The sequence below is a fragment of the Azospirillaceae bacterium genome, from assembly GCA_028283825.1.
Lineage (GTDB): Bacteria > Pseudomonadota > Alphaproteobacteria > Azospirillales > Azospirillaceae > Nitrospirillum.
Genome location: JAPWJW010000004.1, coordinates 433,484 through 454,734 on the forward strand (window position 1 = coordinate 433,484; position 21,251 = coordinate 454,734).

Annotated in this window: 18 protein-coding genes and 1 riboswitch; of the genes, 11 read left to right on the forward strand and 7 right to left on the reverse strand. The window is 67.9% G+C overall.

Annotation, left to right across the window (positions count from 1 at the left end; genetic code table 11):
- Positions 1–6 precede the first annotated feature (6 nt).
- Both PW843_26075 and PW843_26080 read left to right on the forward strand, forming a co-directional pair.
- Complete coding sequence (locus PW843_26075; protein MDE1150036.1) at positions 7–1,116, forward strand: CapA family protein; 1,110 nt, start codon at positions 7–9, stop codon at positions 1,114–1,116.
- Positions 1,117–1,151: 35 nt separating this feature from the next.
- The gene (locus PW843_26080) at positions 1,152–2,078 is read left to right on the forward strand and encodes a LysR family transcriptional regulator (GenBank protein MDE1150037.1); all 927 of its coding nucleotides are present in this window, start codon (positions 1,152–1,154) and stop codon (positions 2,076–2,078) included.
- Positions 2,079–2,093: 15 nt separating this feature from the next.
- Here the strand turns inward: PW843_26080 and PW843_26085 are convergent, their stop codons facing one another.
- The 3 genes from PW843_26085 to PW843_26095 form a co-directional block, all read right to left on the reverse strand.
- Complete coding sequence (locus PW843_26085) at positions 2,094–5,441, reverse strand: AAA domain-containing protein (GenBank protein ID MDE1150038.1); 3,348 nt, start codon at positions 5,439–5,441, stop codon at positions 2,094–2,096.
- A 119-nt stretch (positions 5,442–5,560) separates the two neighbouring features.
- On the reverse strand, positions 5,561–6,163 hold the full coding sequence (locus tag PW843_26090) for a manganese efflux pump MntP family protein (GenBank protein MDE1150039.1): 603 nt from the start codon (positions 6,161–6,163) through the stop codon (positions 5,561–5,563).
- 99 nt (positions 6,164–6,262) lie between these two features.
- Positions 6,263–6,387, reverse strand: a riboswitch (yybP-ykoY riboswitch).
- An 80-nt stretch (positions 6,388–6,467) separates the two neighbouring features.
- Positions 6,468–7,034 carry a helix-turn-helix domain containing protein gene (locus PW843_26095; protein MDE1150040.1) on the reverse strand — a complete coding sequence of 189 codons (567 nt, stop codon included), beginning with the start codon at positions 7,032–7,034 and terminating at the stop codon, positions 6,468–6,470.
- A 102-nt stretch (positions 7,035–7,136) separates the two neighbouring features.
- On the opposite strand from PW843_26095, the gene PW843_26100 reads away from it, so the two are divergent.
- Positions 7,137–7,934: an SDR family oxidoreductase gene (locus tag PW843_26100; protein ID MDE1150041.1), complete on the forward strand. Its 798-nt coding sequence runs from the start codon at positions 7,137–7,139 to the stop codon at positions 7,932–7,934.
- Between the two features lie 2 nt (positions 7,935–7,936).
- On the opposite strand, the gene PW843_26105 is transcribed toward PW843_26100, so the two are convergent.
- Positions 7,937–8,092, reverse strand: a complete 156-nt coding sequence (locus tag PW843_26105; protein ID MDE1150042.1) for a hypothetical protein — start codon at positions 8,090–8,092, stop codon at positions 7,937–7,939.
- 198 nt (positions 8,093–8,290) lie between these two features.
- Here PW843_26105 and PW843_26110 point away from each other — a divergent pair, with 198 nt between their 5' ends.
- Together PW843_26110 and PW843_26115 are read left to right on the forward strand one after the other, a co-directional pair.
- The gene (locus tag PW843_26110; GenBank protein ID MDE1150043.1) at positions 8,291–10,690 is read left to right on the forward strand and encodes an exo-alpha-sialidase; all 2,400 of its coding nucleotides are present in this window, start codon (positions 8,291–8,293) and stop codon (positions 10,688–10,690) included.
- A gap of 190 nt (positions 10,691–10,880) precedes the next feature.
- On the forward strand, positions 10,881–13,808 hold the full coding sequence (locus PW843_26115; protein MDE1150044.1) for a DUF748 domain-containing protein: 2,928 nt from the start codon (positions 10,881–10,883) through the stop codon (positions 13,806–13,808).
- 9 nt (positions 13,809–13,817) lie between these two features.
- Here the strand turns inward: PW843_26115 and PW843_26120 are convergent, their stop codons facing one another.
- Positions 13,818–14,495, reverse strand: a complete 678-nt coding sequence (locus PW843_26120; protein MDE1150045.1) for a Fe2+-dependent dioxygenase — start codon at positions 14,493–14,495, stop codon at positions 13,818–13,820.
- A 175-nt stretch (positions 14,496–14,670) separates the two neighbouring features.
- On the opposite strand from PW843_26120, the gene PW843_26125 reads away from it, so the two are divergent.
- Together PW843_26125 and PW843_26130 are read left to right on the forward strand one after the other, a co-directional pair.
- A complete protein-coding gene (locus PW843_26125; GenBank protein ID MDE1150046.1) occupies positions 14,671–14,913 on the forward strand; it encodes a type II toxin-antitoxin system ParD family antitoxin in 243 nt (80 codons plus the stop codon).
- On the forward strand, positions 14,906–15,196 hold the full coding sequence (locus PW843_26130) for a type II toxin-antitoxin system RelE/ParE family toxin (GenBank protein MDE1150047.1): 291 nt from the start codon (positions 14,906–14,908) through the stop codon (positions 15,194–15,196). The genes PW843_26125 and PW843_26130 overlap by 8 nt, the downstream gene beginning before the upstream one ends.
- Positions 15,197–15,220: 24 nt before the next feature.
- On the opposite strand, the gene PW843_26135 is transcribed toward PW843_26130, so the two are convergent.
- Positions 15,221–16,615, reverse strand: a complete 1,395-nt coding sequence (locus PW843_26135; protein ID MDE1150048.1) for a HAMP domain-containing sensor histidine kinase — start codon at positions 16,613–16,615, stop codon at positions 15,221–15,223.
- Complete coding sequence (locus tag PW843_26140) at positions 16,602–17,288, reverse strand: response regulator transcription factor (GenBank protein MDE1150049.1); 687 nt, start codon at positions 17,286–17,288, stop codon at positions 16,602–16,604. The genes PW843_26135 and PW843_26140 overlap by 14 nt, the downstream gene beginning before the upstream one ends.
- A gap of 592 nt (positions 17,289–17,880) precedes the next feature.
- On the opposite strand from PW843_26140, the gene PW843_26145 reads away from it, so the two are divergent.
- From PW843_26145 to PW843_26160, 4 genes are all read left to right on the forward strand, one after another.
- On the forward strand, positions 17,881–18,282 hold the full coding sequence (locus PW843_26145; protein ID MDE1150050.1) for a hypothetical protein: 402 nt from the start codon (positions 17,881–17,883) through the stop codon (positions 18,280–18,282).
- A gap of 4 nt (positions 18,283–18,286) precedes the next feature.
- Entirely contained in the window at positions 18,287–18,538 is a 252-nt protein-coding gene (locus PW843_26150; protein MDE1150051.1) for a hypothetical protein, read from the forward strand.
- A gap of 423 nt (positions 18,539–18,961) precedes the next feature.
- Positions 18,962–20,680 carry a hypothetical protein gene (locus PW843_26155; protein ID MDE1150052.1) on the forward strand — a complete coding sequence of 573 codons (1,719 nt, stop codon included), beginning with the start codon at positions 18,962–18,964 and terminating at the stop codon, positions 20,678–20,680.
- 30 nt (positions 20,681–20,710) lie between these two features.
- Positions 20,711–21,172 (forward strand): hypothetical protein, encoded by a 462-nt coding sequence (locus PW843_26160; protein MDE1150053.1) that lies wholly within the window; start codon positions 20,711–20,713, stop codon positions 21,170–21,172.
- Positions 21,173–21,251: the final 79 nt, after the last annotated feature.

Below are 21,251 nucleotides of genomic sequence, written 5' to 3' on the forward strand. Positions count from 1 at the left end.
TAGCCCATGCCCGTCAGGATCGACCGTCGCCGTCTGTTGATGGGCCTGGGCATCGCCGGGCTGGTGCGGCCCGCGTGGGGTGCGGCGGGGGCCTTGCGCATTACCGCCACCGGCCAGGCGCTGCTGCGCGCCGATGTCGCCGCCCGGCCCTATGACGGCTTCGCGGCCCTCGCTGCCCGGCTGCGGTCGGCCGACGTGGTGTTCACCGAACTGGAAACCGCGCTGGACGGTCCCGGCGCCGGCCCGCCCCAGCGGGATGCGGAGCTGGAGCACGCCTCGGGCCCGGCGGTGCTGGCCACCCTGCGCGCCCTGTCGGTGAACCTGGTGGCCACCGCCGGCAACCATGCCTTTGACCTGGGCACCGGCGGCATCCTGTCGACGCTGGCGGCGCTGGATGCCGCCGGCCTGGCCCATGCCGGCACCGGTGTCGACCGCGCCGCGGCTGTCACTCCGGCCGTGGTGGCCACGCCCGCCGGCCGGGTGGCGCTGGTCGCCATGGCCGCCGGCAAGGTGCGTGAGGGCGGGGCGGCCCTGGACGGCCGGCCAGGCGTCAATGAGATCCGCCGCAATGCCGACGGCAGCTTCAATGCGGAGGATGAGGTCCTGGTCCTGTCCGCCATCGCGCGGGCCGCCGGGCGGGCGGACATCGTGCTGGCCTATCACCACAACCATTATTGGGCTGACGATCCGACGGCGACGCCGCCCTGGCTGGCCGCCTGGGCGCGGCGCTGCGTCGATGCCGGGGCGCACGCCTTCATCGGCCATGGCCATCCGGCCTTGCAAGGGGTGGAACTCTATCGCGGCCGGCCCCTGCTGTACGACCTGGGCGGCCTGTTCTTCCAGACGCGCACGCCGCCCGGCCATTACCCGCCCGAGGCCTGGCAGAGCGTGCTGGCGGAAATGACCTTCCGCGACGGCCGGCTGGCGGCGCTGGACTTGGTGCCATTGGCTTTGAATGAGATGCCGGACACCAGCGGCGATCCCGATAGCCGGGGGCTGCCCCGCCTGGCGTCGGGGGACGAGGCCGCCGCCATCCTGGACCGCGTAATCGCCAAATCCGCCGCCTTCGGTACGCGGCTGGTGCGGACCGGCGACCGCGCGGCACTTATTGTGTAGAAGGATGAAGGGGCGGCAAAACGGGGGCAGGGACGGTGAAGCTGAATTTGCGGGCGCTGGAGGCATTCCGCCTGATCCTGGCCACCGGGTCGGGTTCGGCCGCCGCGCGCCAGATCGGCATCAGCCAGCCGGCCGTCAGCCGCCTGATCACCCGTTTGCAGAACGATGTCGGCTTTGACCTATTCTATCGTGAGCGCGGCCGCCTGGTGCCCACGCCCGAGGCGCTGATCCTGTCGAACGAGGTGGAAACGGCGCTGGCCCGCCTGGACCAGGTGGCGTCATTGGCGCGCAACATCGGCCAGCTGGACATTGGCGAGCTGCGCATCGTCGGCCCCCCCAGCCTGGTGGAGGGCAGCCTGTCCGCCATCATCGCCGGTTTCCTGGGCAAGCACCCGAACCTGAAAATCTCCATCCATCCGCAGGACGCCGAAACCACCCGGGAGATGGTGGCGACCAAGGAGGCGGAGTGCGGCTTCGCCAAGCTGCCCATCGATCATCCCGGCTTGCGGGCGGAGGTGGTGGTGACGTCCGAATCCGTCTGCGTGCTGCCGCCCGACCACCCCCTGGCGGCGCGTGAGGTGATCACCCCGCCCGACCTGCGCGGTGTGCCGCTGGTGCTGTTGGGCCAGGGGCCGGTGTCGCGGGCCGGGTTGGACAGCGTGTTCCGCAAGGCCGGCTTCTCGCCCCGCGTGCGGCTGGAAACCCGTAGCGTGGCCTCGGCCTGCGCCTTCGCCGCTCATGGCGTGGGTGTCGCCATCGTCAACGAATTCATGGCGCGGGAATATGCCTGGCGCGGTGTACACCTGCGCCGCTTCCGCCCGCGCGTGCTGCACCACTACGCCTTCATCACCGCCAGCGCCACGCCGATGGCCAAGGTGACGGCGGCCTTCCTGGCCCATTGCCGCGACGCGCTGAAAAGTGACGCCTTGCAGGATGAGGTGCTGGCGGCCGGGGACGACTGACCGCCTGGCCTCGTTCTACCTCCCTGGCCGGGTGCGCCAGGCGGCGGACGCGCGGTCCATGAAGGCATCCGGCTGGATCGGGGGCAAGGCCTGGGCCGCGTCGGAAAAGAAGGACTGGCCCGCCCATAGGCCGTGATCGCCGACCATGAAGAAGCGGCGCTTGGCCCGGGTCAGCGCGACATTCAGAAGATTGGGCTTTGATGCCGCCCACTGCGCCGCCCCTTGGGTTTCCGCGTCGGTGCCCAGGACCATGATCACGGTATCCTCCTCCTTGCCCTGGAAGGTGTGTACCGTGCCGATCCGGGCGGACCAGCGATTCAGGACGCTGGCGGTCGGGTGGGGTCCGTCATCCCACACCCCGGAGCCCAGGCTGATCGCCCTGACCAGTTTCTCCTTCACCTCCTTGAAGGGGGAAATCACGTAGACGTCCGGCAGCGTGCCGAACTCCGCATATGTCGCTGCCAGCAGGCGCGCCACGAAGGCGGTCTGTGCCGGCACCGACTGCCGTCCCTCGACCGTCCCGCCGATGTCGATCCAGGCGGAGGCGCCGAAGAACGGCGCGGCATCCCCCGGGGGCAGACGGTGGTCGGGACCGAACACCATCTTGCCCTGGTAGGCGATGGTGTTGGCGACGTGGAACATCGGATCGATGCACCGCCGGTGCACACGCAACGGGCTTCCGATCCATATGGGGTCGCCGCCCTCCGTCGGGACGCTGGTGCCCAGGGGGTTGGCCGCATCCGCCAGTACCTGTACCGACACCATGTCCGGCGAATAGCTGCCGCCGCGCGTATGCGGCGACAGCGCCGCCAGGTCGGTGATCAGGCGCTTGGGCAGGGTGAACACCGGCTCGATCTGCAAGGGATCACCGATGACCAGCGCCCGTTGCGCCCGGTGCAACGCGCCGACGGCCGCTTGCGGCACCGCCTGGCCCGCCTCGTCAATGAACAGCCAGCCCAGCGACGCCGCACCCAGCCCCCTGAACTGGCGCGCGTAGGAGGCGAACGTGCAGGAGACCACCGGCACCACCATGAACAGGCTCTGCCAGATGGCCTGCAGGGCCGCGGCGTCCCGCGCGACACCCCCTTGAAGCAGCAGTTCGCAGGCCATGAGGTTGTGGCCGAACCCGCCGCCCTTCACGGACACCTCAGCCAGCCAGGCCTCATGCAGGCGCAGCGCCGCCCGGAACAGTTCGGACCGCAGGTCGGCCAGTTCAGGCAGATGCCACAGGCCGGCTTTCTGCGGGGCGTCCCCTTCCAGATCGTCCAGGTTCGCCGGCGGCGTGATGGCACCGAAGCGATCCCGCAGGCCGCGATGGGCCCGGTCCAGCCGGGTCCAATCGTCCGCCGCCGCTTGCCGTCGGCGTTCGGCGGTCGCCAGGTTCGCTTGCGCCTGGTCGTGGGCGGCCTGGGCTTCCGATACCTGGCGCTTCAGTTTGTTGAGCACGTCGTGTTGGCGAAGTTGCGCCTCGGCATTGGCGCGCACCTGGGCCCGGTGCTGGCGCGCGGTGGCCGTGCCCCAGAGGCGCTGCCACAGGGACGGCGCCTGCCGGTCGATCAGGCGTTCCTCCTCGGCCAGCGCCGACAGTCCGGCCTGGGCGGCGTTGGCTTGCTCTTGCGCCAGTGTCAGCGCCTGCCACCGGCCGTGCGACGCCGCCTGGGCGGCGGCCAGGGCCCGTTCGGCTTCGTCACACCAATCGTGCCGGGTGCGGCCGGACAGCTGTTGGTGCAGGTCGGCATATTCGGCCATCTGCGCGATCAGGGCCTCGACCGCCTTTTCCGCGGCGTTGAACGCTTTGGCCGCGTCGTGGAAGGGTGGGACGGGCACTTCCGTCCGCCATTCCCACAGCGTGAGCGGACGATCCCCGCCCGCCTTGTATGCCTCCGGTTTGATCTTGAGGCCCAGCAGGCGCGCCGCGAAGCCCCGGCGGTTCGCCGCGCGGCCCAGCGCGCAGGCGATCAGGCCCCAGGGCATGTCGTCGTTCGACAGCCTGCGGCAACTGCCGTCGCCTTTCTGCGCGGCGACCTTGTGCGCCACCCGTTGCAGGTAGCCGAAGTCCTCACCCTTCCGGACCGAGGCCCGTTTCGGCAGGTCATGGGAAATGTTCTCGACGGCCGCGTTGTTGGAGGACGCGACCACCATCTCGAAACCCGTCAGGGCGGGGATCAGCGTTGAAAGATGAAGCGGGCCGGCCTTGCCCGGGACCGTGATCCTGCCATCGAAGGCGGCCTTGGCGCTGTCCAGCCCGGCCAGCACCCGGGCGCGGCTGACGATGGTGTCGGCGATGATGTCGCGCAACAGCGTGGTCTTGCCGGTGCCGGGCGGCCCGTTGACGGACGCCAGGCCGGATGAGGCCAGGTGTTCCCTTGCGGTGTTGACCGCGAACTGCTGCATCAGGCTCATCGCGTGGCCCGGATCGCTCAACCAGCGGCCCCGGTTCATGCGGCCGGGCGCCAGGGTTTCGACGATCTTCCGGCGCCCCACCTCGGTATAAAGATCCAGGCGCCCGTCCCCGGGCAGCGGCGTCAAATAACCGCGCACCGTTTCCGGCACGCGGCCTGCCGCCACATCCGCCATCACCATTTCGATGTCGTCGATGAAGAAGCTGTTCAGGATGCCGATCTCGGGCTGATCCTCCGGCCCGTCTTCCTCTTCCTCCTCTTCCGCGTCGCTGGGGGCGGTATCCTTGGGGACTGGCGTGGTTTCAGGGGCCTTCCGCAGGATGTCCTTGGGCGCATCCTTGAACAGGACCTCCAGGGCGGCTTCGGGCTGCCCGGGGGCGGGACGGAAACCCGCCCAATCGGTGAAAAGCGTCGCAAGCGCGCCGACTTCCGCCGGTTGCAGCGGGCCCTCGGCAACACGGCGCGTCCTGAAGTTGGCAATCCGATTGGCCAGTTCCATCCGCGCCGTTGAAAAGGCTTCGCCGGTCAGCGCTTCCAATCCGTTTTCTCGGACGCGGGCGACGGCCCAGGGCAGGCTTGAGACCTCCACCGTCTCGAACTGCGGGCAGGCGGCCGCGTCCAGCCGCAGGCTGGCGATGCAAGTGCGCCCCTCAAGATCGCCGCGCTGTTCATCCTCATAACGGTCCCGGTCGTCTTGCCCTGGGCCCGCTGGTAGCGCCCGGCTGACGATGGCGGGCGCCTCCGACTTGTCGAACACGCCCAGATACAGCGTGTATCCCGCCACGACCTTGTTCGCGGGCGGATTGGCGAAGGTGACGGGAGTCGTTTCCCCCTTGGCGCGCCACAGGCTCTTGCGCCCGTCCTTTTCACGCAGCCTGTCGTCCAGATCGAAGGGGATGAAAAATTCGGCCTTGTGCCAGAAACGCAGGATATCCAGCAGGCGGTTCGTGTCTTCGCTCATCGGGCAGCGTAGCCGTGTCATTGACCCCAGGGCCAACCTTCACGTTCAGGTGTGGCGCCGGGGACCAACCATAAACGCGACACGCCGCGATGCGAAAACACATTGTGGTTCTGGGGGGATCAGCCCCCCAGGCCCAGCATGCCGATGGCCCCCCCCGTGGCGCCCATCGTGTGGTCGTACAGCACCTTGGCGCCGATGGCGATCAGGCCGATGCCGCCTGCCACCTCGGCCCAGCGGCCCAGCACGGGGCCGGCGGCGCGGCCCAGCATCACCCCGCCGAACGCCATGGCGAAGGTGACCAGGCCGATCAGGGCGATGGTGGTGGGCACGTCCACGTTCATATAGCCCAGGGTGATGCCCACGGCGGTGGCGTCGATGCTGGTCGCCAGCGCCGTCATGACCAGGGTCAGGGGCGAATGCCGCTCCGCCTTGGGCGCGTCCTCGTCATGGTTGAACAGGGCCAGCCAGGCCATGCGGGCGCCGACGAACAGCAGCAGGCCGAAGGCGATCCAGTGGTCGTAGGCCTCGATATAGCGCGCGAAGGTCAGGCCCAGGCCCCAGCCGATGATGGGGGCGGCCAGTTCGAACAGGCCGAAATAGGCGCCGACGCGCGCGGCCTCCCGTATGCCGGGGCGGTTCAGGGCGGCGCCCTTGCCCAATGAGGCGGCGAAGGCGTCCATGGACAGGCTGAACGCCAGGGCGAAAGACGTGGTGATGGGCATGCGGGGCGGCCTCGATAACAACGACGGCCAGGCAAGAGACAGCGGCGACCCACGCATCCGCCTGGCCGGCCGGACGCGCTTCGTGCCACTGGTCTCGCCAACGATCCGATTGCGGCGGATCGTTCGCTCGCGCCATGGGTGCCCGGTTAAAGCCGGATCACACCAGGTCTGTTGACGCGGCGCCCGCTGAAGATCGCGGGCGGCTACTCCCCAATGATGGGGGGTGCTTAACGGGGAAGGGGTGTCGCTGTCAAGCGTGGGGGTGTGACATAGCACCGCGTTTTCGGGGCCGGCCGTCCTGCGGTCACGATGTCGGCCGGTCCAGCCAGGCGCGCGTGCCGGCCAGCAATTCATCCGCCAGGGCCGGATCATCGACCAGGCGCGCCAGGATCACGGCACCCACCATGGCCGACCACCCGCCGATGGCGGCCCGGCGCCGCTCTTCCGCCGTGTCGTCCGGGGCGCTGTCGGCGAAGGTGTCGATCCGTCGCCGGATGGACGCCGTCAGGGCCGCGCGCGTTTCCACCGAGGCGCGCGCCGCCTCCGTGCCCAGGGCGGCGAACACGCAGCCCTCCGCCGGATGGTCGCGGTGGTCGGTGCCCAGATAGACATCGGCGAAGTCCCGCATGCCCGCGGGGTAGGGCTTGCCGGCGGCGGCCCTTGCCGCCGGGTCCACCGCATGGGCGCAGGCCCGGGCCACCAGATCATCCTTGGAGGCGAAATGGCCGTAGAAGGCGCCGTGGGTCAGGCCGGCGGCCTTCATCACCGCCGCCACCGTCACGCGGTCGAACCCCCGTTCGCGGAACAGCCGGGATGCCGCCTCCAGGATGGCCTGGCGGTTTTCGGCGACCTGGTCGCGGCTGACTTTCATGGGGTGGGGCTCCTGACGGGACGGCTTGACTTTATTCATGACGATCATCATGAATGCACTAATCATGATGATCGTCATGAATAAGCCCCTCGGGAGATTTCCATGAGCCCTTCGACCCTGCCCACCGCCCTGATCACCGGCGCCTCCACCGGCATCGGCGCCACCTATGCCGACCGCCTGGCCCGTCGCGGCCATGACCTGGTGCTGGTGGCCCGTGACCAGGTCCGCATGGACGCCCTGGCGGCCCGGCTGCGGGCGGAGGCCGGCGTGGCCGTCGATGTGCTGCCCGCCGACCTGACCGATACGGCCAGCCTGGCCCGGGTGGAGGCACGCCTGCGCGACGACGCGGCCATCGGCCTGCTGGTCAACAATGCCGGTGCCGCCGCCCACGGCGGTTTCGCCGACGGGGATGTGGAGGCGTGGGATCGGCTGATCCGTCTGAACGTCACCGCCCTGACCCGCCTGACGGGGGCGGTGCTGCCCCGCTTCATCGCGCAAGGGGCGGGCAGCATCGTCAACGTCGCCTCCGTCGTCGGGCTGGCGCCGGAATTCCCGCTGGGTGTCTATGGCGCCACCAAGGCCTATGTGCTGGCGATGTCCCAGGCCTTGCAGGCGGAACTGGGCCCGCGCGGCCTGTACGTGCAGGCGGTGCTGCCGGCCGCCACCCGCACCGAGATCTGGGAGAAATCGGGCCGCGACGTCGATAGCCTGGCCGGCGTGATGGAGGTGGGCGAGATGGTGGACGCCGCCCTGGTGGGCTTCGACCGGCGTGAGGCCGTGACCATCCCGTCGCTGCCGGAGGTGGGGCAGTGGCAGGCGTTCGACACCGCCCGCCGCGCCATGCTGCCCAACTTCGCCCAGGCGCACGCGGCCGAGCGCTATCGCGCCAAGACGGTTTAAGCTTACGCCCGTCCGGCCTGGCCCGGCGGGGTCACGGCCGGCGGGTCGCTGGCGGGGAAGCTTTCCTCCAGCGCCTCATCCAGCAGGTCTTCGGCGTGCTTGTCGTCGGTCTTGGGCTTACTCGCCGGCGGGACAGCGGGCGGGGTGGGGTCGGCCATGGCTGGTATCCTCCTGGGACCGGAATCCTAGCGGCTGCGTCCATGCGTGCGCCATGACGCTTCGGCCAGCGCAACGAAGTCAGACAATCGTGCGACGTTTTGGCGGCTCTCGATCCTAGCCACGGCATCTTGATGTTACCGGTAACTTCGGCAACAGTGGCGTGGAAAACGATTACAAATAGGGTTGGAAACGCTGTCATGACGGGAAATGTGTTTATCGGACGCGGGCGCCGCGCCCGCCGCCTGTTCGTGTCCACGGCCTTGGTCGCCCTGGCGCTGGGCGGTTGCCAGGACCGCACCGGCGCCTCGACCTCGCCGCCGCCGGCATCGGCCCTGGCCCCCCTGCCGGCGCTGATGGGCCAGGCGCCCTACCAGTGGAAAAGCGTGCAGATCGTGGGCGGCGGCTTCGTCGACGGCATCGTCTTCCACCCTACGGTGCCGGGCCTGCGCTACGCCCGCACCGACATGGGCGGCGCCTATCGCTGGGACGGGTCGGCCAAGCGCTGGCTGCCCATCCTGGACTGGGTGTCCTATGACGACACCAACCTGATGGGCGTGGAAAGCATCGCGGTCGATCCCCACAATCCCGATCGCGTCTACCTCGCCTGCGGCACCTACACCGCGAAAGAGGCGCCGGACGGCGCCATCCTGCGCTCCGACGACCGGGGCCAGACCTTCCACCGCACCAACGTGCCCATCAAGTTCGGCGGCAACGAGAACGGCCGGGGCAATGGCGAACGGCTGATGGTGGATCCCAACGATCCCGACACCCTGTTCCTGGGCACCCGCCACGAAGGCCTGTGGGTCAGCCACGACGGGTCCATGACCTGGACGCGGGTGGCCGGTTTCCCCGACGTGACGGAGGATACCTCGGCCGAGGCCAAGGCCGGCGTTTCCCCTTGGGGCCGGGGCGGGTCCGGTCTGGTGTTCGTGGTGTTCGATCCCAAGAGTACCGCCAAGGACGGGAAGGGCAGCCGCACCCTGTATGTCGGCGCCTCGCTGAAGGGCCGGGACAATCTGTTCCGCAGCACCGACGGCGGCGTCACCTGGCAGGCGGTGCCGGGCCAGCCCACGGCCAACCGCCCGACGCGCGCCGTGCTGGCGTCCGACGGCACCCTCTACGTCGCCTACGGCAGCACCCCCGGCCCGTCGCGCATGACCGATGGCGCGGTGTGGAAGCTGGACACGCATACGGGCAAATGGACCGACATCACCCCGGAAAAGCCGGACGCCGCCCACGGCCGGCCCTTCGGCTATGCCGCCGTCTCGGTGGACGCGCACAATCCCAAGGTGGTGATCGCCAGCAGCTTTGACCGCAACCGCGACCCCAGCGCCCCGCCTGGTGCTGGCCACCACGGCGACGACATCTTCCGCAGCGTGGATGGCGGCAAAACCTGGAAGCCGGTGTTCACCGGCGCCCATGGCGGCCTCTATGACTACAGCCTGGCGCCCTATGTGAAACCCACGCCCATCCACTGGCTGTTCGATGTCGAGATCGACCCCGCCGACCCCGACCACGCGATGTTCACCACCGGCTACGGCGGGTGGGAAACCTACGACTTGCGCGCGGTGGACCGGAACCAGCCCAGCCACTGGCAGGTGATGAGCACCGGTATCGAGGAAACCGTGGGCATGGCGCTGAACAGCCCGGCCCAGGGCGCGCGCCTCATCTCCGCCATCGGCGACTACGGCGGGTTCGTGCACTGGGACCTGGATAAGCCGGCGCCGGAAGGGGCGGCCAGTTCACCCCTGTTCGGCAACACTGACGGCGTGGTCTCCGCCCCCCTAAACCCGGGTGTCATCGTCCGTGTCGGCATCCATGACGAACGTTATCCCGCCTCCAACATCGGCTATTCCCTGGACGGCGGGCACAGCTGGCAGCCGGCCGCCATGCCCACGCCGGAGGTGAAGCGCGGCAAGGTCGCGGTCTCGGCCGACGGCGCCACCTGGGTGTGGACGCCGCAGGGTGCGAAGGAAGGCATGGTGACGGGCGCCTATGTCACCACCGACCGGGGTGCCACCTGGACCTCGGCCCAGGGCCTGCCGGATGGGGTGAAGATCATCGCCGACGCGGTCGATCCCAGCACCTTCTACGCCTTGTCGCTGTTCGACGGGAAACTGTACGTCAGCACCGACCGTGCCGCCCACTTCCAGGCGCGGCCCTTCACCCTGCCGAACCCGCTGCCCACACCGGCGGTGGTGCGCAACGGCCGGGGCGATGTACGCGGCGGCCAGGACGCGCTGTACGCCACGCCGGGCGCCAAGGGTGACCTGTGGATCGCCGCCTTCGATGGCCTCTACCACGGCACGGCCCAGGGCGGTGCGTTCGAACGCATGGCCGGCGTGGACCAGGTGCACGCCTACGGCTTCGGCAAGGCGGCCCCCGGCGCGTCGGTGCCGGCGCAGTACCTGGTGGGCACCATCTCGGGGCAGCGGGGCATCTTCCGCTCCGACGACGGCGCCCGGCACTGGACGCGCATCAACGATGACCAGCACCAGTGGGGCCTGATCCTGCAGGTGACGGGCGATCCCAAGCAGTACGGCCGCGTCTATGTCGGGACCCACGGCCGGGGCGTCGTCTACGGCGATCCGCGTTGAGGGAATAACCCACTACTCCAAAGGGTTAGTGTCTTCCGGGCAACCCCCGGAAGACACTGAATCCGATATCGTTTGCATCTCTGCCATTATAGCATGGGGGCCCGCCGCCGGACCCGACCCCATGCCGACCCATCCCCCTGCCATCCCCCCTTCCGCCCCGCCGTCGCGCAGGGGGGCATGGTGGCGCCGCGTGGGCCCACCCCGCCTGTGGTGGGATGTGCGGCGTAAGCGCTTCTGGGCCGTCGCCTTTCTTCTGCTGTACACGCTGGCCGGCTTCCTCGTGGTGCCGCCCCTGGTGCGGCGGCAGGTGGTGGCGGTGGCGCAGAAGACCTTCCAGCGGCCTGCGGCACTGGACGGGGTGCGCATCAACCCCTTCCTGCTCAGCATCGACCTCAAAGGCTTTCGTTTGGGCGAGGCGGACGGCTCCGCCCTGCTGGGTTTCGACCGGCTGCACATTCGCCTGGCGCCCAGCGGCGTGCTGCACTGGGCCTGGGGCATCGGCGACATCCGGCTTGAAGGGCTGAAGGCCACCTTCATCCGTTATGGCGATACCGACACCAACATCGGGCGCCTGTTCCGCGGCGCGGCCCAGGCGGAAGGGGCGCCGGCCAAGGAGGATACGGGCCTGCCGCGCCTGCTGATCCACCACCTGGCCATCGTGAATGCGGCGGCCGATGTTACCGATCAGGTGCCGGGCACCCCGTTCAAGACCAAGGTCGGCCCCGTGAGTGTGGAGTTCAACGACCTCAGCACCCTGCCGGAACGGCTGGGGCAACAGCATGTGCAGGTCGGGCTGGAAGGGGGCGCCACCCTGGAATGGACGGGCAAGTCCGGCCTGAACCCCATTGTCTCCACTGGCCATGTGGCGGCGCGCGGACCCTATCTGCCCCTGCTGGCCCGCTACTTCGGTGACGCGCTGCACGTCGCCGTGCCCACGGGCACCGTCGCCGCCGACCTGGAATACCAGGTCAGCCGCCGGCCGGGCGGGGACTATGCCCTGGCAGTCGACCATCTCAGCCTGGCGGTGCGTGACCTGGCCGTGCGGGAGGGAAGCGGGGACGGGGCGCCGTTCCTGACCCTGCCGGACCTGCGCCTGGCCGGCGGCCACCTAGCCTGGCCGGAGATGAAGGCCGGCGCCGACAGCGTGGCCGTGAATGGCCTGGCCCTGGCCTTGCGGCGGCAGGAGGATGGCGGCATCGCGCCCCTGCCCCTTCCGCCGGCACCGGCCCCTGGGGGGGCCGTCCCTGGAGAGGCGGCCCCAGCCGGGCCCGCCTGGACGGCCACCCTGGGCAAACTCACGGTGCACGCTGCCCAGGCGGTGATCGAGGACCACGCGCTGCATGAGCCGACGCGACTTGAGATCACGCCCATCGACCTCACCGTCGATGGCCTGTCCAATCAGGCGGGGACGGCCTTCCCCTTCACCGGGTCGGCGGCATTGGCGTCGGGGGGCGAGGTCCAGGCCCAGGGCCAGGTGACGGTCCTGCCGGCGGTGCAGCTGGATGCCAAGCTGGCCGTGGCCGGCCTGCGCCTGGCCGCCCTTCAGCCCTATGTGCGCGAATGGTTGCGGGTGGATGTCAACGACGGCCAACTGAGCGGCGAGGGGGATGTGACCCTGGCGGGTCCCGCCGGTCTCAGCATCGTCGGCAAGGGTGAGGTGCAGGCGCTGGCGGTGACGGAGCAGGGGGGCGACACGCCCGTCGTCTCCTGGGACCGGCTGGAGGTCGACCGTTATGAATATCGCCAGGCGACCAACACGGTCAGCCTGTCCCGGGTCACCGTCACCGGCCCCTATCTGCGCCTTCAGGTGGCGGCCAACCAGACCACCAATTTCAGCCATCTGGTGGTGGCGGGGGACAAGGCGGCACCCGCTTCCGCGCCGCCGGGGGCGGCCCCGATGGTCAGTGTCGGCCGGGTGGTGGTGGCCGGCGGCAAGGCGGACTATGGCGACGCGTCCTTGCCGCTGCCCTTCGCGGCCCACATCACCAGCCTGCAGGGGACGGTGTCGGCGCTGGCCATCGGCACACGCTCGGCGGCGCGGTTGGCGCTGGTGGGCCAGGTGGGCGATTTCGGCCAGGTGACCGTCGACGGCCGGCTGCTGCCCACCGATCCCGGCGGCGACACCGATGTCGTCCTGAAGTTCCGCAATGTCGAATTCCCCAGCCTGTCGCCCTACACGGTGAAGTTCGCCGGCCGGCGCATCGCCCAGGGCCGGCTGGACGTCGATCTGCACTACGCCATCGACGACGGAAAGCTGAACGGCGCCAACCGCGTCGTCATCCGCGACATCAAGCTGGGCGACCGGGTGAATGTGCTGGGCGCCCTGGACCTGCCGCTGGATCTCGCCATCGCCCTGCTGAAGGATGAGGAGGGCCGGATCAATGTCGACCTGCCGGTCAGCGGCAACATCCACGACCCGCGCTTCGATATCGGCAGCGTCGTCTCCGCCGCCATCGGCGACATGCTGAGCAACCTGGTCACCGCCCCCTTCCGGGCGCTGGCGGCCCTGTTCGACGGGGCGGACGCGGACCAGTTGGACCATATCGATTTCGCCCCCGGGCGCGCGGACCTGTCCCCGCCGGGGCGGGAGAAGATCCTCCACCTGGCCCAGGCGCTGACGGCGCGGCCGCAACTGGCCCTGGTGGTGCCCGGCGTCACGGCGCCCAAGGCCGACCGAGTCCAGCTGCAATATGACGCGCTGGATGCCCGCATGGTCCACGACCTGGCGGACCGCGACACCGTCGAAGACCAGCGCCAGTACCTGGAAACCCTGTTCGCGCAGCGCCTGGACGCAGAGCAGCTGGCGCCCCTGCGCCTGTCCTTTACGCACGCGGCGGCCTCCCAACCCATCGATGCCAAGGCGCCCCCGCCGCCTGTGCTGGATCAGGCGGGCTATGTGGCGGCCCTGCGGGACCGCGTGGCCGGGACCGAAGCGGTGGACGATGCCGCCTTGGCGGCGCTGGCCCAGGCGCGGGCGGCGGCGGTGGCTGGTGCCCTGGCGCAGCAGCGTCCGGGCCTCGCCCCGGGCCGGATCAGCCTGCGCGGTGCCGTCCATACCCGGCCGGGCGAAGACGGCCTGATCCCCCTGAAGCTGGACGCCGCCAGCACGGGCGATTAGGGGAAGGTCTCACACCTCCGTCCATTCCCGCACCAGGTTGGCGTAGACGCGGGCGACGGCGTCGAATTGCGCGCTCTTGCCCTCGCGCTCGAACAGATGGGTGCGGGTCTTGGCCAGGTCGTACAGCATGGACCGGTGTTCCGTGTTGCGGATCATGCTTTGCAGCCAGCCGACCGCCGCCAGGCGGCTGCCCCGCGTCACCTTGGCCACGCGGTGCAGGGTGCCCGACGGGTAGGCCAGCAGGGAACCGGCCGCCGGCTTGAACGCCTGCTCATGCCCGCCCAGGTCGATGACCAGTTCGCCGCCGTCGTAACTGGCGGGGTCGCACAGGAACAGGGTGAAGGAGATGTCGGCCCGGACCGCACCCCGGTCAGGGGTGAAGATCACCGGCATGTCGTTGTGGGTGCCGTACTCCATGCCTTCGTCATAGCGGTTGAAGGCCAGGGGCGCCATGAACAGGGGGAACAGCGCCTGGCGGAAGGCCTCGCACCGCTCGATCCCCCGCACCACCTGGCGGAAGGCGGCCTCATGGCCCGGCATGCCGGCCTGCAGTTGCAGGTTCTTCTTCACCTGCCGGATCTGCTCCCCCGCCGTGGCGGCGCCATCGGCGAAGGGGGTGCCGCGCAGGCCCGTCAGCAGCTGGCCGATCTCATGGTCCGACAGGATATGCGGGAAGATGGTGATCATGGATGCCCTGTTCCTGGCGCCGCCGCCTTGGTCCGGCGCGGCCTTCTTGATCCGGCCACCTTGGCTTGCCGTCCGCCTGCTGGCAACGGGGATGGTGTCGCGGGTAACACAGGCTTGGCGCACATACCAATCTTTGGTATTTTGTCTTAGGCATTCTTGAGGCCGGAGGTATGGCATGTCCGGAAAAAACACATCGGTCAGCCTCGGCGACCATTTCACCCGTTTCGTGGAAAACCAAGTCGCCCAGGGGCGCTACAGCAATGCCAGTGACGTGATGCGCGCAGGGTTGCGTCTGCTGGAAGAGCATGAGGCCCAGCTGGCGACTTTGCGCGCGGCGCTGATCGAAGGGGAAGAAAGCGGAATCAGCGACCGCAATGTCCAGGATATCTGGGCTGCGGTGAAGTCCGGGAATGACTGAATACGCCCTCTCAAAAAGGGCGGACAGCGATCTGGTCCAGATCGCGCGCACATCATTGGCGCAGTGGGGGCCAGTGCAGGCCGAGCGATATATCGGCGGCCTGCATGAGTTGTTTCTACGCTTGGCCGAGTTTCCGAATCTTGGTCGGAACGCCGGGGATATTCGATCCGGCTATCTGCGCATTGAAAGCGCCGCTCACATCGTTTTCTACAAACAGACGGTCGATGGCATCCTGATTGTGCGTGTGCTGCACGAACGCATGGATTTCAGCCGACATCTTTAGGGCGCGTTCCATGCACCATACAGATCAGGTCTTGGCCGTTATTAGCGTCGTACCTTCCGCCACCAGTTCCACCACGCAGCCCGGCTTGTTGTCGCCGATCTGCGCCCGCAGGCCGTGCAGGCGGGCGATGGCGGCCACCAGGCTCAGGCCCAGGCCGGTGCCGTCCAGGTGGCGGGTGCGGTCGGACCGGTAGAAGCGCGAGAACACCAGGTCGCGTTCCTCTTCCGCGATGCCGGGGCCGCTGTCGGCGATGCGGATGATGGGGGCGCCGTCGCCCTCGCGCAGGCCCAGGCTCAAATCCACGCGGCCGCCCTGGGGCGTGAACTTCAGGGCGTTGTCCACCAGGTTGCCCACCGCCTCCATCAACAGGTCGCGGTCGGCGTTCAGGGGCGGCACCGGGCCCACCGTGGCGGTGAAGGTGATGTCCTTGGTCTCGGCGATGGGCTGGTAGAGCTCTTCGATCAGCAGGATGATCTCCGCCGGGTCGACGGTGGCGAAACCGGTCCGGCGGGTGCTGTTCTCCAGGCCCCGGATGCGCAGCAGGGCGGTGATGATGGCCAGGGCCTGGTCCAGGCCGCCGATGGCCTTGTCCACGGTGTCGCGGGTCTCGGCGGCACCCATGTCGCCCTTCAGGGTGCGTTCCAGCCGGGCGCGCACGCGGGTCAGCGGCGTGCGCAAATCGTGGGCGATCTCATCGCCCGTGGCCTTGATCTCCCCCACCAGGCGTTCCGTCTCATCCAGGATGCCGTTGAACAGCATGGACAGGCGGTCCAGTTCGTCGCGCGGCCCCAGGCCGGCGATGGGCAGGCGTTCCTGCATCTGGCCGCCCATGATGCGTTCGGCCGCCCGGTGCACCGCCTTCAGGCGCTGCTGCGTGCGCCATGCCAGGAACATGCCGGCGACCAGCGCCAGGATGATGGCGGGGACGGCACCCAGGGCCAGGGCGTCCATCACCACTTCGCGCAGGATGACCATGTACTGGCCGTTGCGGCCGATCACCAGGACGTTGCCGTTGGGAATGTGCAGGGCCGCCAGCCGCACCTCCGTCTCGCCCATGGCGGGCAGGTCCAGGCGGGCGGCCATGACCACGTGCACCTGGCCGTCCACCGGCAGATCCTCCGGCACCTTTTCCAGGTTGCCGGCGATGCGGTCCCCGTTGGGCTTGAACAACGCCGCGTAACCCACGCGGTGGAAATCGCCCGTCACGTGGGTGTTGATCAGGGCCAGGATGGCGTCCTGGGTTTCACCGGCCAGGACGCGGGCGTCGTCGGTGATCAGGCCGTCGATGCGGTGGGTCTCGAAGACCGTGGCCCGCCAGTAGATGAAGCTGAACAGCAGCAGGGACGAACCGGCGAAGAAACAGGCGAACAGCAACGCCAGCCGGAAGCTGGAGGTGCGGACAATCTCATTGGGGTTCACGAAGGACGAACCCCACATTGCGGATGTTGTAGATCATGGGATAGTCGCCGGGCGCATCCACCTTGCGGCGCAGCTTGCCGATATGGACGTCCACCAGGTTGGTCTGCGGCGAGAAGCGATAGTTCCACACGTCTTCCAGCAGCATGGCCCGGGTGATCACCTGGGCCGGGTGGCGCATCAGATATTCCAGCAGCTTGAACTCGCGCGGCAGCAGTTCCACCGGCCGGCCGTCGCGGCTGGCCTCACGGCTGATCAGGTCCAGCTCCAGCGGGCCCACGCGCAGGCGGGTGGTGCGGATTTCCGCCGGACGGCGCAGCAGCGCCTCCACCCGGGCGGCCAGTTCGGTCAGGATGAAGGGCTTGGTCAGGTAATCGTCACCGCCGGCCTTCAGGCCGCGCACCCGCTCATCCACGTCGTTCAGCGCGCTCAGGAACAGGACCGGCACGCGGAAATCCTCGGCCCGCAATTGGCCGATGACGGCCAGGCCGTCCAGTTCCGGCAGCATGCGGTCCAGGATCAGCAGGTCGAAACGGCCTTCGCGGGCCCGTTCCAGGCCCAGGCGGCCGTTGTCGGCGTGGCTGATCATGTAACCGCGGTCGGACAGGTCGCGGATGATCTCCTCCGCGGTTTCCTGATCGTCCTCAACCAAAAGGATGTGGGCTCTGACGCTCACCGGGGGCCATCCTAGATCGTCGCTAATCTCGATGCTCATCCCGCGCGGTCCACTGTCTCCAAGGGTCGAAACCCGACAATCCGCCAAGTGCGGATCGGTGACAATTGCCAAACGGGATAGGGCGGAATGCGGCGGCGCCGCTGGGGTCGAGACGGTTTGGTTACAGGTCCGTGACGGTCGAAAAGTACGGCCCCACCATCCGCCTCTTTACGTGGGATCGCCAATTAAAATGGCGGCCGTATTTTTAAAAAAAATTATAATTCTGACTATACGCCCGCCATGGTACCGGATCCGCCATCGGAAATCCCATGACCGGTGGTTGTGAATTCAAGATATCACGATATCGGATAAATTACGGTCCTACGGTCTATTTTGTCGCACGCTGGTGGACAGGTTGTCGCACCTTGAGAAGGCGTTCGGCTTAAAATAATCGTAGCCATGTTCTTCTACGCGCGCGCATGTGTTTCCTGTCATATCGATCAGTGATTATCATGAAATTAGATTTAATAAATAAACTAGCCTTTAATTGCTCCGTGACTCACAAGGACTCATCTTCAATTCATCAGTCATCGTTTGACGCATGGAGCGAACAATGAAGTCAGTTCTCGGTAAATGGCAGATCAGCGGGGGCGCCTTAGCCCTTGTTCTGCTGGCCGCTGCTGGCGTTACCCACGCCGCGACCATCCCGGCCACACAGGTTGACACGGTGAAGCGCGTTTGCCGCGACACCATGGGCCTGACGGCGCCCAACACCGATTATGCGGCCTGCGTGGACAGCCTGACCGCGTCCCTGACCGAGGCCGCCGACAACCGGTCCGAGGCCAGCGCCGACCTGGCCGGTCAGTCCGCCTGCAGCCAGAAGGGCCTGAAGGCCGACACCGCCGACTACGCCACCTGTGTCCTGGACTATCGCAACAAGGTCCTGGGCGCCAGCCACCCGGCCCATGTCGCCTCGGTCGATGCCGGCCCCATCGCCATCACCGGGGGGAACTAAGATCATGAAGCGCCTGTCTTTCGCCCATTTGGCCATCACCCCGCGCATGGCCGCCGCCCTGGCCGCCATCACCCTGGTCGCCGGCATCGGCGGCAGCCTGGCCGCCTGCGCCGGCCAGACCTACGGCACCATCCGCCTAGCGCAGGAGAACCGCGCCTGTGCCGAGGTCGGCTTCACCCCCGGTTCGGGTGAGCATTCCCGCTGCGTCGCCAACCTGGACGCGGCCATGACCCAGACCATGCTGCCCATCAACTGATTGGCGGTCCCGGTTCCGGCGGATCCTTCGTCCCGCTTAACGGGATCCACCGGAAAGGCCCCGGACTGGCAGGGGAGCCCCCTTCATCCCCCCTGCCGGCCGGGCGCTGGAGACCCGCCCCGGTACCGGCAGCTCCCCCGCAAGGCCGGAGACCGGGGCGTGCGTCTTGTTGTCGCAAGTAATATAGCACTATATCGCGCTATCGCTGTAAATGGATATCAGGACAGCATGAATGTTAGAGTTAAGTGTGATCAGAGCACGAAATTAAAATCCGATTTAATTACCTAAAAGATCCTTTAGTCGACCGTCATATTTCTTCAGCAGAGAACTGATTAGAAAGGCCGACCGTCCCGGCGGGGGCGGATTAAGAAGCCAATGATGGTGGGAGTTGTCGTAATGTCTGTTGAAGGAACGAAAGGTCGAATGACCATTTCGCACAATAAACGCCAGGCTGGTCTTTCGGCCTCGCGTATCGCCCTGACGGTCGCCGCTTGCGGCGCTTTCCTTGGCCTGGCTTCGCCGGCTTTCGCCGATGATGCCGCGACCACGACCTCTAAGCACAAGAAGACCACCGAAGCTGCCGCCACCCCGGCGCAGATCGTGGCGACCCAGGCGCAGATCGATGCCCTGAACAAGCAGATCCAGGCGCTGCAGACCCAGCTGTCGGCGATGGCCAACCAGCAGGACGCCAACGTCAAGGCGGTGGTGGCGTCCGAGGCCGCGGCCGAGAAGGCCGCCGTGGCCGCCACGCAGATCGCGGCCCAGCAGCCCAAGGTCACCGACCCGAACGACAACAGCATCCGCCTGGGCAAGGGCGTGAAGCTGACGTTCGGCGGCTTCCTGGAAGCGGCCAGCATCTACCGCTCGCGCAACATGACTTCGGACGTGGCGACCCCCTACGCTGCCATCCCGCTGAAGAACTCTTCCAACTACGATCGCGGTGAATTCCGCGGCACGGCGCGTCAGAGCCGCGTGACCATGCTGGCCGAAAGCGACGCCGGCGACGCGCACCTGGGCGCCTATTTCGAGTCCGACTTCCTGGGCGTCGGCACCAGTTCCAACAGCGGGCAGAGCAACAGCTACACGCCGCGCCTGCGCCAGGCCTTCATGACGGCCGACTGGAAGGATGCCGGCTGGCACCTGCTGGCCGGTCAGTCGTTCAGCCTGGTCACCCCGACCAAGTCCGGCATGGGTTCGCGCAACGAAATCCTGCCCATGGGCCCCGACGCCCAGTACGCCGTGGGCTTCGATTGGACCCGCAACTGGGGTGTCCGCGTCGTCAAGGATTGGGACAACAAGTACTTCCTGGGCGTGGCGCTGGAAAGCCCGCAGGCTTCCATCACCGGTTCCACCTCGCTGGTCTCCGCCAGCTACACCAACACCGGCGGTTCGCTGCTGAACGCCACCGCCAACTACTCCACCGACATCGCCCCCGACCTGGTGGTGAAGTTCGCGGCGGATCCGGGCTACGGCCACTATGAACTGTTCGGCCTGGCGCGTGAGTTCCAGAGCCGCGTGGGTGGCGAGAACTATACCGAGACCGGCTACGGCATCGGTGCGGCGGCCGTGCTGCCGGTGGTGGCGAAGTACCTGGACTTCCAGGCCAACGTCCTGGCCGGCCAGGGTGTGGGCCGCTACGGCTCGTCCAGCCTGCCCGACGTGGCGGTGTCGCCCTACGGCCACCTGGCGCCCATCACCGAGGTGATGGCCATGGCCGGCCTGGTCGCCCATCCGTCGTCGGATTGGGACCTGTACGCCTACTACGGGCTGGAACAGGACGACAGCAAGGCCTACATCGTCAACGGCAAGGCCTACGGCTACGGCAACCCGCTGTCGGTCAACACCGGCTGCTACAGCGAGAACTCCTCGCTCACCTGCACCGGCAACACCCGCTCGGTCCGTGAAATCACCGCCGGCTACTGGTGGAAGTTCTACCACGGCAACATGGGCACGATGCAGTTCGGCATGCAGGCCGAATACCTGAAGCGCGACGTGTTCCAGGGTATCGGCGGCAGCCCCAAGCACCGACGACACCGTGCTCTACACCGCGTTCCGTTTCTACCCGTTCTAAGCACCGCCGGCCCGGTTCCCCCAGGGGGGCCGGGCCTTTTTCACGTACGCCCTGCCATCATGAAAGCTTGATGGGGGCCAGCCCCGAAGAGGAGATCGACCATGACGGAGAAAGCCACGCCCAAGGCCAAGGACCAACGGGTCATGACCACCTTCCGCCTGGAACCCGACCTGCTGCGCCAGATCAAGATCCGCGCCGCACTGGACGGCACCAGCATCAACGCGCTGATGGAACAGGGCATCCGCCATATCCTGCGCATCAACCGCGAAACGGACGAGGCGGTGCGCCGCTTCATCGTCTTCGTGGCGGAACTGAGCCCGGCGGAAATGCAGCGCCTGGGCGCCGGCCTGGACGACATCATGCAGGAGGAGAAGGGCGGGGAATTCTATCTGTGGGCCCACGCCCTGTCGCGCGCCGCGACCGACCGCACCATCTTCGACAGCCACAGCCTGGCCGGTGCGCCGCTGGACGGGCGGCAGATCCGCCAGCACCTGCTGGACCACGCCGACGCCCTGGTGAACGACCACCCGGTCCAGGCCGTGCGCGGCGCCGGCCGGGGCTGACCCGGAAAAGGACGCGGGCGGCCCCATGGGGACCGCCCGCGCCTTCCGTTTTCATACCAACCGCACAGGATTCCGTCTT

Coding starts and splice junctions, on each gene's coding strand:
- PW843_26075 (MDE1150036.1), top strand. CDS start 7: ATGCCCGTCAGGATCGACCGTCGCCGTCTGTTGATGGGCCTGGGCATC.
- PW843_26085 (MDE1150038.1), bottom strand. CDS start 5,441: ATGAGCGAAGACACGAACCGCCTGCTGGATATCCTGCGTTTCTGGCAC.
- PW843_26090 (MDE1150039.1), bottom strand. CDS start 6,163: ATGCCCATCACCACGTCTTTCGCCCTGGCGTTCAGCCTGTCCATGGAC.
- PW843_26095 (MDE1150040.1), bottom strand. CDS start 7,034: ATGAAAGTCAGCCGCGACCAGGTCGCCGAAAACCGCCAGGCCATCCTG.
- PW843_26100 (MDE1150041.1), top strand. CDS start 7,137: ATGAGCCCTTCGACCCTGCCCACCGCCCTGATCACCGGCGCCTCCACC.
- PW843_26105 (MDE1150042.1), bottom strand. CDS start 8,092: ATGGCCGACCCCACCCCGCCCGCTGTCCCGCCGGCGAGTAAGCCCAAG.
- PW843_26110 (MDE1150043.1), top strand. CDS start 8,291: ATGACGGGAAATGTGTTTATCGGACGCGGGCGCCGCGCCCGCCGCCTG.
- PW843_26120 (MDE1150045.1), bottom strand. CDS start 14,495: ATGATCACCATCTTCCCGCATATCCTGTCGGACCATGAGATCGGCCAG.
- PW843_26125 (MDE1150046.1), top strand. CDS start 14,671: ATGTCCGGAAAAAACACATCGGTCAGCCTCGGCGACCATTTCACCCGT.
- PW843_26130 (MDE1150047.1), top strand. CDS start 14,906: ATGACTGAATACGCCCTCTCAAAAAGGGCGGACAGCGATCTGGTCCAG.
- PW843_26145 (MDE1150050.1), top strand. CDS start 17,881: ATGAAGTCAGTTCTCGGTAAATGGCAGATCAGCGGGGGCGCCTTAGCC.
- PW843_26150 (MDE1150051.1), top strand. CDS start 18,287: ATGAAGCGCCTGTCTTTCGCCCATTTGGCCATCACCCCGCGCATGGCC.
- PW843_26155 (MDE1150052.1), top strand. CDS start 18,962: ATGACCATTTCGCACAATAAACGCCAGGCTGGTCTTTCGGCCTCGCGT.
- PW843_26160 (MDE1150053.1), top strand. CDS start 20,711: ATGACGGAGAAAGCCACGCCCAAGGCCAAGGACCAACGGGTCATGACC.